18 protein-coding genes and 1 pseudogene are annotated in these 17,283 nt (G+C 70.0%); 9 read left to right on the top strand and 10 right to left on the bottom strand.

Going from position 1 to position 17,283, the window contains the following annotated elements:
• Positions 1-26 precede the first annotated feature (26 nt).
• A complete protein-coding gene (gene corA / locus OHA84_RS03545) occupies positions 27-1,022 on the bottom strand; it encodes a magnesium/cobalt transporter CorA (protein ID WP_266973450.1) in 996 nt (331 codons plus the stop codon).
• Between the two features lie 452 nt (positions 1,023-1,474).
• On the opposite strand from corA, the gene OHA84_RS03540 reads away from it, so the two are divergent.
• The gene (locus OHA84_RS03540) at positions 1,475-2,056 is read left to right on the top strand and encodes a TMEM165/GDT1 family protein (RefSeq protein ID WP_053679818.1); all 582 of its coding nucleotides are present in this window, start codon (positions 1,475-1,477) and stop codon (positions 2,054-2,056) included.
• 231 nt (positions 2,057-2,287) lie between these two features.
• Positions 2,288-2,749, top strand: coding sequence for a hypothetical protein (locus OHA84_RS03535; RefSeq protein WP_053679817.1), 462 nt, complete (start codon positions 2,288-2,290; stop codon positions 2,747-2,749).
• Positions 2,750-2,861: 112 nt separating this feature from the next.
• Here OHA84_RS03535 and OHA84_RS03530 read toward each other — a convergent pair whose 3' ends face one another.
• On the bottom strand, positions 2,862-3,446 hold the full coding sequence (locus tag OHA84_RS03530) for a hypothetical protein (protein ID WP_266973454.1): 585 nt from the start codon (positions 3,444-3,446) through the stop codon (positions 2,862-2,864).
• Between the two features lie 239 nt (positions 3,447-3,685).
• Here OHA84_RS03530 and OHA84_RS03525 point away from each other — a divergent pair, with 239 nt between their 5' ends.
• The 4 genes from OHA84_RS03525 to OHA84_RS03510 all read left to right on the top strand — a co-directional run bounded on the left by OHA84_RS03525 (position 3,686) and on the right by OHA84_RS03510 (position 7,791).
• Positions 3,686-4,501 (top strand): bifunctional 2-polyprenyl-6-hydroxyphenol methylase/3-demethylubiquinol 3-O-methyltransferase UbiG, encoded by an 816-nt coding sequence (locus OHA84_RS03525; protein WP_266973456.1) that lies wholly within the window; start codon positions 3,686-3,688, stop codon positions 4,499-4,501.
• Positions 4,502-4,731: 230 nt separating this feature from the next.
• Complete coding sequence (locus tag OHA84_RS03520) at positions 4,732-5,409, top strand: response regulator transcription factor (RefSeq protein WP_266973458.1); 678 nt, start codon at positions 4,732-4,734, stop codon at positions 5,407-5,409.
• Positions 5,406-6,884, top strand: a complete 1,479-nt coding sequence (locus OHA84_RS03515) for a HAMP domain-containing sensor histidine kinase (RefSeq protein WP_323181944.1) — start codon at positions 5,406-5,408, stop codon at positions 6,882-6,884. The genes OHA84_RS03520 and OHA84_RS03515 overlap by 4 nt, the downstream gene beginning before the upstream one ends.
• Positions 6,885-6,945: 61 nt before the next feature.
• Positions 6,946-7,791 carry an endo alpha-1,4 polygalactosaminidase gene (locus OHA84_RS03510; RefSeq protein WP_266973460.1) on the top strand — a complete coding sequence of 282 codons (846 nt, stop codon included), beginning with the start codon at positions 6,946-6,948 and terminating at the stop codon, positions 7,789-7,791.
• 75 nt (positions 7,792-7,866) lie between these two features.
• On the opposite strand, the gene OHA84_RS03505 is transcribed toward OHA84_RS03510, so the two are convergent.
• On the bottom strand, positions 7,867-8,835 hold the full coding sequence (locus OHA84_RS03505) for a YafY family protein (RefSeq protein WP_053679894.1): 969 nt from the start codon (positions 8,833-8,835) through the stop codon (positions 7,867-7,869).
• 64 nt (positions 8,836-8,899) lie between these two features.
• On the opposite strand from OHA84_RS03505, the gene OHA84_RS03500 reads away from it, so the two are divergent.
• A complete protein-coding gene (locus tag OHA84_RS03500; protein ID WP_266973462.1) occupies positions 8,900-10,051 on the top strand; it encodes an epoxide hydrolase family protein in 1,152 nt (383 codons plus the stop codon).
• A gap of 57 nt (positions 10,052-10,108) precedes the next feature.
• Positions 10,109-10,872: pseudogene (locus tag OHA84_RS03495) on the top strand (IS5 family transposase); the annotation flags it as partial.
• A 130-nt stretch (positions 10,873-11,002) separates the two neighbouring features.
• On the opposite strand, the gene ltrA reads toward OHA84_RS03495, so the two are convergent.
• From ltrA to OHA84_RS03465, 6 genes are all read right to left on the bottom strand, one after another.
• Positions 11,003-12,433 carry a group II intron reverse transcriptase/maturase gene (ltrA, locus tag OHA84_RS03490; protein WP_266973464.1) on the bottom strand — a complete coding sequence of 477 codons (1,431 nt, stop codon included), beginning with the start codon at positions 12,431-12,433 and terminating at the stop codon, positions 11,003-11,005.
• Positions 12,434-13,133: 700 nt separating this feature from the next.
• Complete coding sequence (locus OHA84_RS03485) at positions 13,134-13,505, bottom strand: hypothetical protein (protein WP_266973466.1); 372 nt, start codon at positions 13,503-13,505, stop codon at positions 13,134-13,136.
• 57 nt (positions 13,506-13,562) lie between these two features.
• Positions 13,563-14,516, bottom strand: coding sequence for an IS481 family transposase (locus tag OHA84_RS03480; RefSeq protein ID WP_266973468.1), 954 nt, complete (start codon positions 14,514-14,516; stop codon positions 13,563-13,565).
• A 184-nt stretch (positions 14,517-14,700) separates the two neighbouring features.
• Positions 14,701-15,306: a hypothetical protein gene (locus OHA84_RS03475; protein ID WP_266973470.1), complete on the bottom strand. Its 606-nt coding sequence runs from the start codon at positions 15,304-15,306 to the stop codon at positions 14,701-14,703.
• Positions 15,303-15,584, bottom strand: coding sequence for a hypothetical protein (locus tag OHA84_RS03470; RefSeq protein WP_266973472.1), 282 nt, complete (start codon positions 15,582-15,584; stop codon positions 15,303-15,305). The genes OHA84_RS03475 and OHA84_RS03470 overlap by 4 nt, the downstream gene beginning before the upstream one ends.
• Before the next feature lie 48 nt (positions 15,585-15,632).
• Complete coding sequence (locus OHA84_RS03465; protein ID WP_266973474.1) at positions 15,633-16,094, bottom strand: MarR family winged helix-turn-helix transcriptional regulator; 462 nt, start codon at positions 16,092-16,094, stop codon at positions 15,633-15,635.
• Positions 16,095-16,197: 103 nt separating this feature from the next.
• Here OHA84_RS03465 and OHA84_RS03460 point away from each other — a divergent pair, with 103 nt between their 5' ends.
• Positions 16,198-16,590 carry a nuclear transport factor 2 family protein gene (locus OHA84_RS03460; protein ID WP_266973476.1) on the top strand — a complete coding sequence of 131 codons (393 nt, stop codon included), beginning with the start codon at positions 16,198-16,200 and terminating at the stop codon, positions 16,588-16,590.
• Positions 16,591-16,711: 121 nt separating this feature from the next.
• Here the strand turns inward: OHA84_RS03460 and OHA84_RS03455 are convergent, their stop codons facing one another.
• Positions 16,712-17,251 (bottom strand): EF-hand domain-containing protein, encoded by a 540-nt coding sequence (locus OHA84_RS03455; protein WP_266973477.1) that lies wholly within the window; start codon positions 17,249-17,251, stop codon positions 16,712-16,714.
• Positions 17,252-17,283 lie beyond the last annotated feature (32 nt).

The raw sequence follows: 17,283 nt of genomic DNA, 5'->3' as shown, positions 1-17,283 counted from the left end.
GCCCGACGCGGGGCCGGTGAGGTGGCCTACAGCCAGCCGTTGCGGCGGAAGGCCCGGTACAGCGCCCCCGACGCCAGTGCCATCAGCCCCACGGCGAGGGGATAGCCGTAGGTCCAACCGAGTTCCGGCATGTGCTCGAAGTTCATCCCGTAGACGCCCGCGACCATGGTGGGGATGGCGAAGATCGCCGCCCACGCCGAGATGCGCCGCATGTCGTCGTTCTGCCAGGTGCCCACCCGGGCCTGTTGGGCGTCGAGCACCGAGTTCAGCAGCTCGTCGAGGGTGCGTACCTCGGTGTCCGTGCGGTGCAGGTGGTCGGCCACGTCACGGAAGTAGGGTTCGGCCTTTGGTGCCCGCCGCTCCTCGCCCGGCCCGCTCAGGAGACCGTTCAGGACCGGCACCAGCGGCTGTACGGCGTCCCGGAACTCGCGCACTTCCCGCTTGAGCGAGTAGATGCCCTCGGTGTGATCGACGCGAGCTGAGGAGAACACCTGGTCCTCCAACCGGTTGAGCGCGCCGCGAACCTTGACGGCGGCGTCGCTGTACGCGTCGACGACGACGTCCAACACCGCGTGCAGGACCGACAGCGGACCGAAGCGGAGCATGGTCGCGTCGGCGTCGAGCCGGCGGGCCGCCTCGGCCGTCGGGTCGACCGCGCCGTGGCGGACGGTGAGTACGTAGCGGGGGCCCACGAACATCATCACCTCGCCGGTCTCCACCGCGGTCTCGTCCTCGACGTACCACAGGGTCTTGATCGCCACCGCCAGCACGTCGTCGAACCGCTCGCGCTTCGGACGCTGGTGCGCCTGCACCGCGTCCTCGACGGCGAGCGGGTGCAGGCCCAGCTCCTCTGCCAACTGCACCAGCTCGGACTCGTCGGGATCGACGAGCCGGATCCACCCGAACTCGCCGTCGTCCAAGTCGTGCAGCCGCTTCAGGGCGATGCGGCAGGCCTCGTCCTCAAGACCGCACTCGACCGTCTCCGACCTGCCCGACCGTTCCTCGTACACCACGCATTCCATCCCCCGCGCATGCTTCGGACAGCCGATTTCATGCGTCGCCGCCGAACGCCGTCCAGTCTCGCCCGCCAGAACTCCCGGTCACGTGACATGGCGCCCGGAACGCGCTCGGACCGGTCGCGCCTCCCCGCCGCGGCGCACCTCCCCCGCCCCGGGGCACGGGCACGGCCCCGGCGGAGGCCCGGCGCGGGGGGTCCCCGGAGTCGCCTGTTAGGCTCTGTGTCAGCGAAGGGGAGTAGTCCTGAAAACCGCTGGTCGACATACTGGACGTCTACGGACGCCCCGGCCATCGGACCGCCGCACATCGTGCGGGGTGGACGAGACCTTCGGCCAAGGCATGACGCGGCCCGCACTCTGTGTGTGGGTCGCCCCGTCGTGCCGGGCCGAGTGGTTCTTCCCGTCGCCCCCTGGGTGCCGTACGAGCTGACGGCCCGGCCCCAGCAGAAAGCAAGGGAATGACCTTCGACCCCCTGGCGATCATCACCGCCTTCGGGCTGATCTTCCTCGCGGAACTCCCCGACAAGACCATGTTCGCCTCACTGGCCATGGGCACTCGGATGCGGCCGCTGTACGTGTGGTTCGGCACCTCCACCGCCTTCATCGTGCACGTGGCCATCGCCGTCGGCGCCGGAAGCCTGCTCGGGCTGCTGCCGAACATCGCCGTCAAGCTCGTCTCCGCCGCCCTGTTCGCGTTCGGCGCCTTCGTCCTGCTGCGCAGCGGCGACGATGACGACGAGGACGGAGCCGCCAAGACCGTCACGGGGTTCTGGCCCGTCTACACCACCGCGTTCATGGCCGTCTTCATCAGCGAATGGGGCGACCTCACCCAGATCACCACGGCCAACCTGGCCGCCACCAACGGTTGGCTGTCCACCGCCATCGGCTCCGCCCTCGCGCTGATGTCGGTCTCCGCCCTCGCCCTGCTGGTGGGGCGTTTCATCGCCCAGCGCGTTCCGCTCAAGACCGTCCAGCGCATCGGCGCCGCGTGCATGGGCGCACTCGCCGTCTGGACCCTCATCGAGGCCTTCACCGGCTGACGCCGTCGTGAAGGCACGACGGGCGCCGCGGTGCCCGGGCTCCGGGCCCGGACGCGCCCCGGATCCGCCCCCGGTCGCCGTTGCTCGCGAGGACGGCTTCGGCGACCGGGCGGCGCCCCGGAGGCCGCCCGAGGCGGCGGGAGTCGAGAGCGGATCAGCTCGACACGCTCCGTCGGGGAACCGTCAGGCTCCGCTCGCCCTCTGACAGGGCGTATACCGAAGGAGGCTGTGATGACGACCGGTACGACAGGTTCCGGCTCCGGGCGCCCGAGTCGGATCGAGGTCGCGTGGAGACTCACTCTGGCGGCTGTCGCCGCGGAAGTACTCGTCTGGTTCCTCGGTGCGTTCGTGGCGCCGCCCACCAGCCTGGACGAGTTGACCGAGTACGCCGGCCGGGACACCGCGATCGTCCGGATCGCCGTGGGGGCGGGCGTACTCGCCGTTCTCCTCGTCGCCTGGCTGGTCGTGGCGGGACGGATGCGCGCCGGCCGGGGTTGGGCCCGGGCGGTGCTGACGGTCGTCGGAGTGGGGTTCCTGATGTTCCGCGTCGGCGGGCTCGGCACGGTGGAGGGCCCCGTGTGGTGGTCCGCCCTCAACGCCCTGCCCGACCTGCTGGCCGCGGCTGCGGTGGTACCCATGTACCTTCCCGAGGCCCGCTCCCACTTCCTCGCCCGGCCGGGCCCCACCGGCTGACCCTCGCCACCGGCTGACCCTCGCCACCGGCTGACCCCCGCGGTCGGGAGGACGCGGCGAGCGGCGACGGGGCGGCCACGCGGCACCTCCCCGCCACCGGTGACGTGAGCGGTCAGGGCTTGCGGGGCGCGGTGGGAGGGCCGTCGTTCGGTGAGGTGCGCACGAGGCGGTAGGCGTAGGGCTTCGAGCGGCGTGGGGCGGGTTTGCGGGCGATGCTCTGCGCGGCGGTGACGAGGGCGGCGACCTGGGGGCGGGCGCGCAGCTTCTGCAGACGATGGCGGGGGATCCCGAGCTGTTCCGCGGCGGCGAGGATGCCCGCCCCGCCTTGTACGGCTCTCAGCAGGAGACGAAGGGCGAACGGGCTGGTCGGAGCGGTCGGGTCGGTCAGCCCGTGAGCGTGGGCGAGAGCGTGTGCGCCGGCCATGGCGGCGTTGAAGTGCGGGTCGGTGCCCTGCCAGACGGTGAGCATGCGCTCGGAGATCCCGGCGGCGAAGGCGCAGGCGGCGGGCGGGAGGCCCATGGCCGCGGCGCGAACCGCCTCCGCGCGACGGTGGGCGTTCTCCGTGCGGAGGTCGCCCGCGGTGTCGAGTGCTTCGGCGAGTGATCCGTGTGCTGCGTGGCCCGCGTTGAGGTCGTGGACGGCGCGCTTGGCCCACGCCAGGCGGTGGCTCGTGTCATCTCCGTGCTGGGTGTTCACTCGTGTGACTTTCGATTCGAGGCCGCGCGGGGGTCGGGCGAGGGACCGTATGCGCTGATGGTGCCCGGAATAGTTGAATCCGGCAACAGAAGGTGTGCCTGGATCGGGGCGTCCGGGGCCGGGTCGCGGATGCCGCGGGGGCCTGCCGAGAGCGTCCCGAAGGTCGCGCGCTCACCTCGACTGCGGTCCGTGATATCCGGATGACAATCGGGTGGCGCACGGCCATACCGTCATGGGGTATGACACTCATCGATCCGCTCATCGATCCACTCATCGTGTCGTACTACACGGAGTACGACGAAGCCTCCCGGCTCCACTCGACGGCCGTGGGGCGCCTGGAGTTCGAGCGGACCCGCGAGCTGCTGCGCCGGTCCCTGCCCCCGCCTCCCGCGCGTGTGCTGGACGTGGGCGGCGGCCCGGGAACCCACGCGCGTTGGCTCATCGAGGACGGATACCAGGTGCTGCTGGTGGACCCCGTACCCAAACACGTGGAACAGGCGCGGGAGTACGCGCCCGGTTGTTCCGCGGAGCTAGGTGACGCGCGGCGGTTGGCCCTCCCCTCGGACGGCTACGACGTGGTGCTGCTCCTGGGACCCCTATACCACCTGTCCGAGCGAGGGGGGCGGCTCGCGGCGCTTCGGGAGGCGCGCAGGGTCGCGGTGCCGGGCGGCCTCGTGGCGGTGGCGGGGATCTCGCGCCACTCCCTGCTCCAGGACTACACCGTCAGTGCGGGACTGACCCCGGAACTACTGGCCGGCGAGGTCTCCCGAGCGGTGCGCACCGGGTCCTACGACGGAAGCCGGGGCTTCACGGTCGCGCACTTCCACACCGCCGAGGAACTCGCCGGGGAGGCGCGGCAGGCAGGGCTCGACGACGTGCGCAGGCACGGGGTCGAGGGCCCGGGGTGGGCGTACGTGGTGGCGGCGGGCCGTTGCGCCGGCCAGGAGGCGGCGGGGGCCCTGGTGGCCGACGCCGTCGCGACGGCCCGCCTGGCGGACGAGTGCGGTGTGCTCACCGATGCCTCGGCCCACATCCTCGTGTTCGGCGCGGCGTGACGCGCCGGTCCCGGCCCGAGTGACGGCGGGTTTCCGCCGGGGGCCGCTGCCGCGGTCATCGGGATGGAGGGAAGCGGAACGTCACCCTCCATCCCACTCGGGGAGGGGAAACGTTTCTGTTCCGGACTGCTTAGTATGTGTTTCCGGCCGCGCCCCCCACCACGTGGCGGCGCGGCGCGACCCCTCCCGGCTGCCCCGCGGCCGACGCGAGAGCCAAGGGCGAACAGCACATGCGCGTACTTCTGGTCGAGGACGAACCGGACCTCAGCGATCTCGTGGTGGCGGGTCTCAAGGCCGCCGGGTACGCCGTGGACGCCGCCGGCGACTGGCCGGACGCCGATGTCCTGCTCGACCTCGCCGACTACGACTGTGTCGTCCTCGACCGGATGCTGCCCTCCGGGGACTCCCTGCACCGCCTGGAGCGGCGCCGCCGCACGGGGTGGTCCGCGCCCGTGCTGTGCCTCACCGCGCTCAACGCCCTTCCCGACCGGGTGGACGGCTTCCGATCCGGCGCCGACGACTACCTTCCGAAGCCGTTCGCCATGGAGGAACTCGTGGTGCGGGTCGGCAGCCTCGCCCGCCGGGCGGCCCATCGACTCCCCGTCCACCTGGCCCACGCGGACATAGGGATGGACGCCGCCCGCCGCGAGGTCCGCCGCGACGGCGTCCTGCTCACCCTCACCCACAAGGAATACGCCGTCCTGCGCCACCTGCTGGTCCACCGTGAAACCGTGGTCACCCGCACCGCACTGGTCGAGCACTGCTGGGACGAGATGGCCGACCCGGTCTCCAACGTCGTCGACGCCGTCATGGCGGGGCTGCGCCGCAAACTCGGGCCGCCGTCGCCGATCCGGACCGTACGCGGCCACGGGTTCATCCTCGGATCCGCGGACCCGGACCTGCCGTGACGGCCGCCGATCCGAACCGGCCCACACGAAGCCGGCGCGCTCCCAAGCGAGTTCGCGAGGGCGGTCGCAAGGGAGCCGGCAAGGCGACCGGCGCGAGTCACGGCACGGTCACCACCGAGGCCGGGGCCACCGCCGGGAGCGCGGGCGGGAGCGCCCGCCGGTCGCCCGCCCGACTGCGGCTGCGGCGCCTCCAGTTCCGGCTGACCCTCGCCTACACCCTCGTCACCCTGGCCGGCGTGAGCGTGCTGTCCTGGATGGTGATCCGTACGGACGAGCGTTCCTGGCGCGCCGCGGAGTACGACGAGATGGGTCGGCGGGCCGCGGTCAGCACCTCGCTGATCTACTACACGGACGCCGGGATCCAGTTGGACGGCCTCTACGACGACGAGGCCACGGAGGGGCGTCCCCAGGTGACGGTGTTGCGCCGAGCACCGGGCGGTGTGCTGAAACGTATCTTCACCTCTCAGGGGCAGGCCGAGCCCGTCGCCGACGCCCGGCTGACCGCACTCGCCCGATCGGCCATGGAGCGGGACGACACGGTGCGGGCGGAGGTGTCCGACGCGCACGGCGATCCCGCGTACCTGCTCGGCCGGCCCTTCCACCACGACGAATCGGGTGCCGTGGAGGGCGCGGTCGTGGTCGTCGGCGACCCGGCCCACCGCGTGGCCGAGCACAGCCGGCTGATCGTCTCCGTGCTGACCGGGGCCGGGCTGCTCACCGGCCTGGCCGCCGTCACCGGCCACCTGCTCTCCGGCAGGAGCCTGCGCCCGGCCTGGCGGGCGCTGGAGGCTCAGGAGCGGATGCTCGCGGACACGGCGCACGAACTCCGCACCCCGGTGGCCGTCATGCGCAGCTCCGTGGACGTGGCCGGGATGGACCCGCGCGGTCTGGACCCGCACCTGCCGCGCATCCGGCGCGCCACCGAACGGCTCACCGACGTCGTCGACAACGTCCTCACCCGGGGACGCCTCCAGGGCGCGGCCGACACCCTGCGACCGGTCCCGCTGCGCCTGGACCAGCTGGTCGAGCAGGTCTGCGAGGAGCTGACGGCCGGCCCGCACACCCTGACCGCCTCACTGGAACCCTCGGTGGCCACCGCCGACCCGGCCCTCGTGCGGATCGCCGTACGCAACCTGCTCGACAACGCCCTGCGGCACGGCCGCACTCCGGGTGACCCCGCGGGGCGCGCGCAGGTGCACGTCACCGTCCGCGGCCCCGTCGTGGCCGTCTCCGATCGGGGTCCCGGCGTCGCGGCGGCGGACCTGCCGGCCCTGACGTCACGGTTCCGTTCCCCGGGCGGTGGCTCGGGGATCGGGCTGTCGCTGGTGGCGGAGGTGGCCACCGCCCACGGCGGCGGCCTCACGGCGGACACCCGGCCGGGCGGCGGGGCGGTGTTCCGCCTCCTCCTCGGACCGCGCGAGGCGCGGCGCGCCCGAGGACGGAGCACGGTGCCCGGGAACGGCCCCGTCTCATGAAATCCTCATGACCCCTCGCACAGGATGCGAACACCAGACCGCATCTCGTACTGGAGCACGTGTGCCGAAACACTCCGCAACCCCCTTCCTGCGCCGCAAGCGCACCCTCGCCGCCGGCGCGGTCGGCGTCACGGCCGCCCTCGGCGCGGGCCTGATGCTCTTCCAGGCGTCCGCCGGGCAGGCCGCGGCCCCCCGGCTCCCCGCGGCGAACATGGCCTTCGACTACCAGATCGGACACGCGTACACGCCGCCCAAGGGCGTGAAGGCGCTCTCCCGCGACCGCTCCGCGAAGCCCGCCGCGGGCCTGTACAACGTCTGCTACGTCAACGCCTTCCAGACCCAGCCCGACGCCTTCGACTGGTGGCAGAAGAACCACCCCGACCTGGTGCTGCGCGACGGCAACAAGAAGCCCGTCATCGACGAGAACTGGGGCGAGGCGCTCCTGGACACCTCGACGGCCGACAAGCGCACCCGCCTCGCGAAGATCGTCGGAGACTGGATCGGCGGCTGCGCCCGCAGTGGCTACCAGGCCGTCGAACCGGACAACCTCGACTCCTTCAGCCGTTCCAAGGGCCGCCTGACGAAGGCCCACAATGTGGCCTTCGCCAAGCTCCTGGCCGACCGCGCGCACGCCGACGGTCTCGCCGTCGCCCAGAAGAACACCGCCGAGATGCTCCCCGACCGCGCGAAGGTCGGCTTCGACTTCGCCGTGGCCGAGGAGTGCGGCCGGTACGACGAATGCGGTGACTTCGCGAAGGCGTACGCGAACCGCGTGTTCGTCATCGAGTACGAGTCCTCCGGCTACAACCGGGCCTGCTCCGCTTGGGCCGCGAAGCTCTCCATCGTCCAGCGTGACCTGGACGTCTCCGCCCCCGGATCGGGCGACTACCGCTACCGGACCTGCTGACCGACGGGCCCCGCCACCCTTCCGCGCGCGGGGCCCGTCACCCGCGCACCGCGGGAACTCCCCGGGACTGTCCGTTCACTGGGGCGCAGGTGTCGAGCGGGAGTAGCGGCCCGCGAGCCGCCGCAGGTGGGCGACCAGTTCCGCGGGCCCGGTGACGTCGAAGTCGAAGTCGAGCATGCCCAGATGCACGGCGAGGGTCTGTACCGTGTCGGCGCCGGTGACCAGGGTGCAGCTGTCGGCGTCGATCGCCTCCACCGTGCCCACCGCGGGGTTGATCCGCTCGATCACCGCCGTCGCCGGCGCGTGGACGGTCACGCGCGCGTGGTGGCGCCAGGCCGCGCCCGACACGCGGCCGGAGACGTACGCCGCGAAGTCACCACCCGGTACCTCGCGCGGGGCGAATCGCGGCCCGGTCGGGGTGCGGGGCCGGATCCGGTCGACCCTGAACGTCCGCCAGTCCTCCCGCTCCACGTCCCACGCCACGAGATACCAGCGCCGCCCCCAGTTCACCGCCCGGTGCGGCTCCACGACGCGCCGGGTCGGCGACCCGGCGTGGTCCAGATAGTCGAAGCGCAGTCGTTCCCGGTCGCGACAGGCGGACACCAGGGCGGTCAGCACGTCCGCGGAGACCGCCGGGGCCGGTCGGTCGGCAGGCACGGCCACGGTGTAGGCCTGGAGCGTCCGCACCCGTCGGCGAAGCCGCGACGGCAGCACCTGTTCGAGCTTGGCCAGTGCCCGGAGCGAGGTCTCCTCGGTGCCGGGGACGGCGCCCCGCGCGGCGGTGCGCAGCGCGATCGTCACCGCGACCGCCTCCTCGTCGTCGAGCAGCAACGGGGGCATCGCCGCTCCGGCACCCAGCCGGTACCCGCCGGCGGCCCCGCGCGCGGCGTCCACGGGGTAGCCGAGTTCCCGCAGGCGGTCGATGTCATTGCGGACGGTGCGCCCGCTCACCCCCAGGCGCTCGGCCAGTTCGGACCCCGGCCAGGCGCGGGGGGTTTGCAGCAGGGAGAGCAGACGCAGCAGACGTGCGGAAGTGTCGAGCATGAAACCCAAGCCTGAGGTCTTAATAGGAACGGGACGTGCCTATATTGAGAATACTGTCTTGCCCATGGAGACCAGCAGCAACACCGACGCCCAGATCCGTCCCTTCCGTATCGACGTCGCGCAGGAGGAACTCGACGACCTGCGCACCCGGTTGGCGCGTACGCGCTGGGCCGGCGACATCCCCGGCACCGGCTGGAGCCGGGGCGTGCCGACCGCTTACCTCAAGGAACTGGCCGCCTACTGGGCCGACGGCTTCGACTGGCGGAAGGCGGAGGCGGAACTCAACGGGTTCCCGCAGTTCACCACCGAGATCGACGGCCAGAACATCCACTTCCTGCACGTCCGTTCGCAGAATCCGACGGCCGTTCCGCTGCTCCTGGTACACGACTGGCCCTGCTCGTTCGTGCAGTTCGTCGACGTCATCGCGCCGCTGACCCGGGACTTCCACGTCGTCGTCACCTCCACGCCCGGCACCGGTTTCTCCGGCCCGCTCGGCGAGGCGGGCTGGAACACCGGCCGTATCGCGGGTGCGTTCGTCGAGCTGATGGCGCGGCTCGGCTACGACACCTACGGCACTCAGGGGACGGGCGGCGGGGCCTGGATCGCCCTGGAGATGGGGCGTCGGGCGCCCGACCGGGTCATCGGCGTCCACGTCAACGGCCTGATCACCTTCCCCTCGGGGGCGCCGGGCGAATGTGACGGGTTGACCGGGCCCGAGCGGGAGCGACTGGCACGACTGGAGGACTTCCAGCAGGACAAGATGGGCTTCAACGCCATCCAGTCCACCCGCCCACAGACCCTCGCCCACGGACTGCACGACTCGCCGGTCGGCCAACTCGCCTGGATCGCAGAGAAGTTCAAGGAGTGGACGGACCCGGAGGCCGAGCTTCCCGAGGATGCCGTGGGCCGCGATCGACTGCTGACCAACATCAGCGTGTACTGGTTCACCGGTACGGCGGGCTCCTCCGCGAACCTGTACTACGAGTCGGCCCACGACCCGAGCGCCTGGGCCCCGAAGCCGCGCGGCACCGTCCCGACCGGTGTGGCCGTCGTCCTGGACACCGACATCGCCATCCGGCGCTTCGCCGAGCGGGACCACAACGTCACCCACTGGACCGAGCTGGAACAGGGAGGCAACTTCCTCGCACTGGAGCAGCCGGAGGCCTTCGTGACGGATGTCCGCGCCTTCTTCGGCACACTCGACGCCTGGGCCTGAGGACCGGGGCTGAGGGCTAGGCCGTTTCCTTCGGATCATCTGATCGTTTGTTGATGTGTGTCGTTGACTGACGCCCAATGGGCACGGATCGAGCCGTTGCTGCCGGACCGGACGCCTCGGCGGGGTGGGCGGTGGCGTGATCACCGGCAGGTGATCGACGCGATTGCGTTCAAGTACCGCACTGGGACACCGTGGATGGACCTGCCCGAGTACTTCGGTTCATGGAAGGCCGCCCACAACCGACTGCGCATGTGGGCGGCCAACGGCACCTGGGAGAGGGTCTTCACCACCCTGCTCGCCCAGGCCGACGCCGAGGGCGACATCGATTGGGTCATCGCGGTCGACTCCACCGTCGTCCGCGCGCACCAGCACGCCGCCGGGGCCCGTCAAAAGGGGCTCCAGTCGGTGAGCCGGACGACCATGCCCTCGGACGCTCCCGTGGCGGACTGACGACCAAGATCCATCTCGCCGCCGACATTCGCTGCCGGCCACTGGCCTTCGTGCTCACGCCCGGACAGGCCGGGGACGCGCCCGCGTTCTCCGAGGTCATGGCCCGCTTGCGGGTGCCCCGGCCGCTCGGTCGGCCCAGGATCACGCCAGACGTGGTCCTGGCCGACAAGGCGTACTCGTCCCGCGCGATCCGCACCCATCTCCGCCGACGTGGGATCCGGGCCGTGATCCCGCAGCCCGCCGACCAGGCCGCCAACCGCAAGCGTCTCGGCAGCCGAGGCGGCAGACCACCTGCCTTCGACCGCGACGCCTACAAGCAGCGCAACACGGTCGAGCGGTGCATCAACAAGCTCAAGCAGTGGCGCGGACTGGGTGAGGTCGACTCGGGGCGCCCTGCTGATGTTTCCACCAGTGGGTTTCCCCGAGCCGCCTCCCGAACCCGGCGTGCCCGTCTCCGGGCACCGGGCTCTCCACAAATCTCGTTCCGGGGTGTTCAGTTCCTCATGCCGTAGTGGGCCACGGAGACGGAATGAGTTTTCCCCGGTATCGGTATCTGGTCGTGCTTACCTTTGCCGGGTTGAGCAGTTCCGCTTCCTCTGTGACAGGCCACCAGCCGCCGCTGTAATAACGTCGGCGGAGCTGCTTCCAAGTGATTCCGGGATGTTTGCGCCGGATCCATCTAGTCACCCTCATCCACGTGTAGTGGCTGAGGTAACAGAAAGCGACGTTCGACACTCCGGGACGGAAATACGCGCACCATCCTCGCAACACCGAGTTCAGTCGGTGGAGCAAGGACTCCAGCGACAGGCCGACGTTCTGTCGTCCGGTCAGTTCCTTCACCTTGCCCGTTACGGAACGTACTGACTTCCGTGCGGGATAGGTGTAGATGTACTGCCGGTCAGTGCCCCGTTTCCAGTGGCGCTGGATGCGCCATCCGAGAAAATCAAGGCCCTCGTCAATGTGCGTGATCTTTGTCTTCTCCACCGACAGGCGAAGGCCCATCGACTTCAATGCCTCTGCGACCTCGTCGCGTAGTTCCTCGGCATGTTCGCGGCGCCCGAAGACGAGTACGAGGAAGTCGTCCGCGTACCGGACCAGCCGGTAGTTGGGCAATCCTCGGCGCCGTCTCCTGCGCCGGTCCTCGGAGGTGCCATCTGGCCCTCCGGGGGCCTGGGCGATGTGCTCGTCCAGGACCGAGAGTGCGATGTTGGCCAGCAGCGGCGACAGGATCCCGCCCTGCGGGGTCCCGGTGCGTGTGTCCGTGAAAGCTCCGTCACGGGACAAGATCCCGGACTTCAAGAACGCCTTCACCAAGGACAGCACCCGCTTGTCCCCGATTCGATTCCGCACCCGTTCCATGAGGGCCGGGTGCGCGATCTCGTCGAAGCACGCCGTGATGTCGCCCTCCACCACCCACTCGTATCCGTGGCTGGCGAGGTAGCGACTCTCGGCGATCGCATCGTGGGCTCGGCGGTTCGGGCGGAACCCATAAGAACACGGGAGGAAATCCGCTTCGAATACCGGCTCCAGCACCAGCTTCAAGGACGCCTGGACCACTCGGTCCGCCACGGTCGGAATCCCGAGACGACGAAGCTTGCCATTCGCCTTGGGAATCATCCGCTCGCGGACAGGGACCGGATAGAAGCTGCGGTCTCTGATCTGGGTCCGCAGCTTGTCGAGAAACGTCTCGACCCCTTGCCCGACCTCGATGGAGCGGGCGGTCTTCCCATCCACTCCGGCCGTGCGGGCACCCTTGTTTCCCCGGACACGGTCCCACGCCACCAACAGGAAGGCGGGATCGGCCACGAGGTTGAACAGGTCGTCGAACCTGCGATGAGAATCATCGACAGCCCAACGGTGCAGCTTGGTCTGGATCTCCAGTACCCGGCGTTCGGCCTTCATCAAGGCCCATTCCAGCTCGTCGGTATTCACCGGCGACAGCCTCCTGGCATTCCAGTCTCCTTACTGCCGACTTGCTGGCCCCCTTCCCCATGTGACCGGCTTTCCCGGCCTCGGAGTACTACGGAGCCTCCGTCCTGCCCGACGGCCATCAGCCGGCGATGGACCTGTCCCCGACCGGACTGGATGTCCGATACAGGGACGACCGCGGACAGTTCCCACGTTCACCACGAAATCGATCGACAGGTGAGGTGCCCAGCTCTACCCCGGCAGCATCGCCACGCTTACGCCGCAGACTTTCGGCGTGGCCTCCCCACCGATGAATGGAGTCGGCTTCGGAGTCGACCACCGAAGAGCGCTGGTGGTCGTGCACTGCGTCCGGCCCAGATCCGCCAGGTTCGAGCCGGTGTCGTAATTACGGGGCGTCAGGCACTGATTTCTCGCGTGCACCTTCCTGTCTCGCTAGCCGGACCCGGATCGTCTGGCAGTACCAACCCGTCCCGGCGTTGTCGGGGCTGCTTACCGCTCGGCTCGGCATCCCCCGAACCGAACTGCCCCCAGCTTCAACCGGATTGCTACGACAACCCGGTGGTGAAGGTCTCTCACCTCACTCGATTCCATGGCGCCTCGTGGCGCACCCACCCGCTACGACAAAACCGCCACCATCTACCTCGCCGGACTCCACCTCGCCGCCATCTTCATCTGGTCAGCAAGGTGATGCCAGTCGAGCTGCCTAGACCCAGCCTTCGTCAAGGTGAACCGTCCAGGTGTCTCCCACTGCCCGGTGCAGTTCAACCAAGACCGCCACATTCGCGATGGCCGCTGGCGCGTCGGACAGCCGCAGTGGGGAGTCAGGAACGCCGCTGCGCAGGTAAGTGGGCAGCTCGCCGTTGCAGTTGAAGGTGTGAAGCGGCAGGGGACCAGCGTTGAACCACGCGGGACAGTTCTCTTCCGCCCACGCAGCAGCGGCATCGACACGATCCACATGCGCCAGCAGATGCTCCGGAGCAGGACCATCGCTGAAGTGCACGAGGAAACCGTGAGCGTCCACCGCCCACCAATCCCACGTGAATCCAGGCCGAGGGTGCCGCAGGATCGTCGTCATGCAGCCACCGTATCCAGGCTGCACAAAGACCGGTGAGGATGATCCACAGGAAACGTCCTAGGTGTATTGACCCGCAGGGTTGTTAACACGGTTGATGGGTGGGTTGCCGTCGAGTGCGGTGTGGCAGCGGTGGTGGTTGTAGGTGTGGAGGAAGTCTGTCAGGGCTTCGGTCCGTTCCTGGTTGGAGGTGTAGGGCCGCAGGTAGGCCCACTCGTCCAGCAGGGTGCGGTTGAAGCGTTCGACCTTGCCGTTGGTCTGGGGCCGGTAGGCACGGGTGAGTTTGCCGCTGGCGCCGAGCTCGGCCAGGACGTTCTTCCAGGCCAGGCCCTTGCGGTAGGCCCACGCGTTGTCCGTGAGGACTCGTTCGATGCGGGTGATGCCCTGGCTGTGGAAGAACGCGGCCGCGCGGGTGAGGAAACCCGCGCAGGTCGCGACCTTCTCGTCGTTGTGGATCTCGCTGTAGGCGAGGTGGGAGTGGTCGTCGACCGCGGAGTGGACGTAGTCGAAGCCCATCCCCCGGATCGGCCGGCCCGCGTCGCGGCCCAGCACCTTGTGGCCGCCGCCGTCGGGGATCCGGCCGAGTTTCTTCACGTCCACGTGGATGAGTTCGCCTGGGTGGTCGCGTTCGTAGCGGCGGATCACAGTGCCGGTCGGACGGTCCATGAACGCGAGGCGGTGCATGCCGTGGCGGGTCAGGATCCGGTGGACGGTCGAGGCGGGCAGCCCCAGGACCGGGCCGATGCGGGCGGGGCCCAGTTTGCGTGCCCGCCGCAGGTCACAGACTCTCGTCTCCACGTCGGCGGGGGTCCGGTGCGGCTTCGTGCGGGGCCGGCTGGAGCGGTCGTGGAGCCCGGCCTCGCCTTCGGCCCGCCACCGTCGCATCCACTTGTGGGCGGTGGCCCGCGATATGCCCATCTCGGCGGCCACGTGGGCGACCGGTCGGCCCGATACGACGCGTTCGATCAGCAGGCGCCTACCGAAGACGGTCAGCCGGGCATTACGGTGGGACATGAAGACCTCCGTCGTGCAATGGGTTCCTAGACAGCTCCCACCACACCGGAGGTCTTCGCCATGTTCAAGACCTACCGAGTGTCAACAACACTCGTGATCAATACACCTAGGCCTGAGGGCTGAGGGGCTGACGCGGGTTGGCGGGCGCCGGTCGCCCGGGCGTCGGGTGTCGGCTGTTGGGCGTTCAGTGTTTGTCGTCGGTCCCGGCGGGAGGCAGTGGGCGCTTGTAGTAGCGCCACGGGAACCAGCCCTCGCCGACCGCGATCCATCCGTCGGCCTCCAGTCGCCGGTGGCGTCCGCCGGACACCACCGGCACCCGGCAGTGCTCCCAGGCGTGGTCGGAGGCCTCGACCTCGTGGAAGAAAGCGCCGTAGCCGACCAGGTGCCACCCGTCGCGCCCGGCGTCGGCGAGTGCGGCCATCTCGTTGAACGCGGTCAGGGGGGTGAGGATCCGTCGCTCGGGAGCGTCGGGGTTGCCCGACGCCCCGGACGGGGCGGCGTCCTTGTCCTTGTTCGCGAACCGCTGTTGCGCGGCTTGGCGGCTCACCCCCAGGACGCGGCCCACGGTGTCCCAGCTGTGGCCTGCCGCCCTGGCGCCCTGGACGGCCTCGCGCAGCAACCGGCCGGCCTCCTCTGCGCCGACGCGCGAGGCGTCGACCAGCCGCAGGTAGCCCGCGGCATCGTGTTCGAGGGAATCGGCCAGGTCGTCGGATACACCCAGCACGGCCGCGGCGATGCCCTCGCGGATCCTGGCGGCCTCCTGCGGGCCGAGCAACTGCTCGCCGCTCAAAGTCGCTTCCCGGGACGGTGGTCGAGCGCGTCCAGCACGTCCTCGTCGCGGCGTGCGCGCTCGGTCGCGGCTCGTCGGGCCGCGGCCGAGCGGGCGAAGCATCCGGCCGTGACGGCGACCAGGGCGAGGTCGAACGCGATCAGGACCACGGTCGCGGGGGTGCTGAGGCGATCGGCGAACATCGCCGTGAGCGCGGGTACGACCGTGACGAGTGGCAGGAGGACGGTCAGCGCCGAAGTGGCGCCGTCGGGTGCGGTGTTCGTCATCGTGTTCGGCATGTGTCAAGAAAACCTTGACGCGGGTACCTTGTCAAGGATTCATTGACGTCACTGTTGTTCGGTGGGGCCCGTGAAGGGGCCCTCGTCGACGAATCGGCGCAGGTTGACGGCGAACGAGCGGGCCTCCTCCGGTGGCCAGGAGCTCAAGGACGCCTCGATGCGCGAGGCCAAGCGCTGCCGCATGATCTCCACCGTGCGGGAGCCCCGGGTGGTGAGCGTCAGCAGGACGGCCCGCCGGTCGGCCGGGTCCTGTTCGCGGCGCACGAGGCCCGCGGCCTCCAGTCGTGAGGCTCGTCGGCTCACGCCGGAACGGTCCAACCCCACGTCGGCGGCCAGGTCGGCGGCGCTGCGGGGGCCCGTTCTGGCCAGCCCGCTGAGTACCGGGTAGGTGACCTCGTCGACGGCCTCTCCCAGGTCCTCGGTGAGGGCCCGGTGCAGGTCGGCCCGGAGGGTGCGCTTGAGCAGGTCGCCCAGGGCGTCGGCGACCTCGTGTCCCGTCTCGTTGTTCACGGTCCAAGAATAGCGTGCGCCGCGCACGCAGTCTGTGTATGCTCGGAAGCGTGCGCAGCGCACGCATTATCGGGTCGAAGCCACCCCGTCACGGAGGACAACCATGAGCCACACCAACATCGCCGCCGCCCTCAACGACCTCCTGTTCACCCCGGAGCTCGACCTCGGGGAAGCCGTCGAGCGGCACTTCGCCCCCGACTACCGCCAGCGCACGAACGGCACGTGGGACGAGCGCGACGGGTTCATCGCCCACATCGCCCACCTGCGCACGGTGGTCGCGACGGGCAGTGTCGAGGTGCACGAGGAACTGACCGACGGAAGGATGTACGCCGATCGTCACACGGTCGACGTCGTCAAGAAGGACGGCTCCGGCGTCCGCACCGAGGTCTACCTCTTCGGCGAGTTCGCCGACGACGGCCGATTCCGCCGCATAGAGGAGACCACGCTCATGCTGTCCGGCAGTGAGGAGGACCGGAACCTCGGCAGCGCACGCTGAGCACGGAGGGCCGGCCGCCCGCTCCCGGTGCCGCTCCCGCTCCCGGTGCCGCGTGACCCGCCGACGCGCGCGCGTCGGCGAGCCACGGGTCACTGCCGCGTCAGCCGTCAGCCGTCAGCCGTCAGCCGGAGATCCGACCGCACAGCCAGTTGCCCGGTTCCGCCGGATCGTCGCTGATCCAGAACTGGCGCCACAGCAGTGCGAACTCCTCGCGGCTGAGGTGGCCGTCGCCGTTCAGGTCGAGCAGCTCGAAGACGCCCGTCACGTCCACGGGCCGACCGTTCCACGTCTCGACGAGCGTGCGGTGTTCCTCGGGGGAGATGCGGCCGTCGCCGTTGGCGTCCACGGCGTCGAAGACGGTGTCGGCGGTCGCGGTGACGTCCGCGACCATGGCGGGCAGCCGGTCGACGAGGGCGAGCAGCTCGCCCATGTCGATCGCGCCGTCCCCGTTGGTGTCCCCGACTTCCAGCAGCGCCGCCCACCACCCCATGAGCAGGGTTTCCATCCGCTCGCGGACCTCCGTGCCGGGCCCCACTCCCGGCAGTCGGCTCCATCGGGCGACGAGCGAGGTGAAGTCCTCCTCGCGCAGGAAGCCGTCGCCGTCCGCGTCGAACGCGGCGAACATCCCCTTGAGCTTGCGCTCCTGAAACGCGCTGGCCATGAGCGGTCTCCCTCGACGCCGAACCGAACCAC

The organism is Streptomyces sp. NBC_00513 (genome assembly GCF_041431415.1).
GTDB lineage: Bacteria > Actinomycetota > Actinomycetes > Streptomycetales > Streptomycetaceae > Streptomyces.
Note: the sequence above shows the minus strand (reverse complement) of the source record. Positions and strands in the feature narration are given on the sequence as shown.

What these genes read in the sequence shown, in the direction of transcription:
- corA (WP_266973450.1), bottom strand. Translation starts at nt 1,022, where the DNA reads ATGGAATGCGTGGTGTACGAGGAACGGTCGGGCAGGTCGGAGACGGTC.
- OHA84_RS03540 (WP_053679818.1), top strand. Translation starts at nt 1,475, where the DNA reads ATGACCTTCGACCCCCTGGCGATCATCACCGCCTTCGGGCTGATCTTC.
- OHA84_RS03535 (WP_053679817.1), top strand. Translation starts at nt 2,288, where the DNA reads ATGACGACCGGTACGACAGGTTCCGGCTCCGGGCGCCCGAGTCGGATC.
- OHA84_RS03525 (WP_266973456.1), top strand. Translation starts at nt 3,686, where the DNA reads ATGACACTCATCGATCCGCTCATCGATCCACTCATCGTGTCGTACTAC.
- OHA84_RS03520 (WP_266973458.1), top strand. Translation starts at nt 4,732, where the DNA reads ATGCGCGTACTTCTGGTCGAGGACGAACCGGACCTCAGCGATCTCGTG.
- OHA84_RS03505 (WP_053679894.1), bottom strand. Translation starts at nt 8,835, where the DNA reads ATGCTCGACACTTCCGCACGTCTGCTGCGTCTGCTCTCCCTGCTGCAA.
- OHA84_RS03500 (WP_266973462.1), top strand. Translation starts at nt 8,900, where the DNA reads ATGGAGACCAGCAGCAACACCGACGCCCAGATCCGTCCCTTCCGTATC.
- OHA84_RS03485 (WP_266973466.1), bottom strand. Translation starts at nt 13,505, where the DNA reads ATGACGACGATCCTGCGGCACCCTCGGCCTGGATTCACGTGGGATTGG.
- OHA84_RS03480 (WP_266973468.1), bottom strand. Translation starts at nt 14,516, where the DNA reads ATGTCCCACCGTAATGCCCGGCTGACCGTCTTCGGTAGGCGCCTGCTG.
- OHA84_RS03470 (WP_266973472.1), bottom strand. Translation starts at nt 15,584, where the DNA reads ATGCCGAACACGATGACGAACACCGCACCCGACGGCGCCACTTCGGCG.
- OHA84_RS03460 (WP_266973476.1), top strand. Translation starts at nt 16,198, where the DNA reads ATGAGCCACACCAACATCGCCGCCGCCCTCAACGACCTCCTGTTCACC.
- OHA84_RS03455 (WP_266973477.1), bottom strand. Translation starts at nt 17,251, where the DNA reads ATGGCCAGCGCGTTTCAGGAGCGCAAGCTCAAGGGGATGTTCGCCGCG.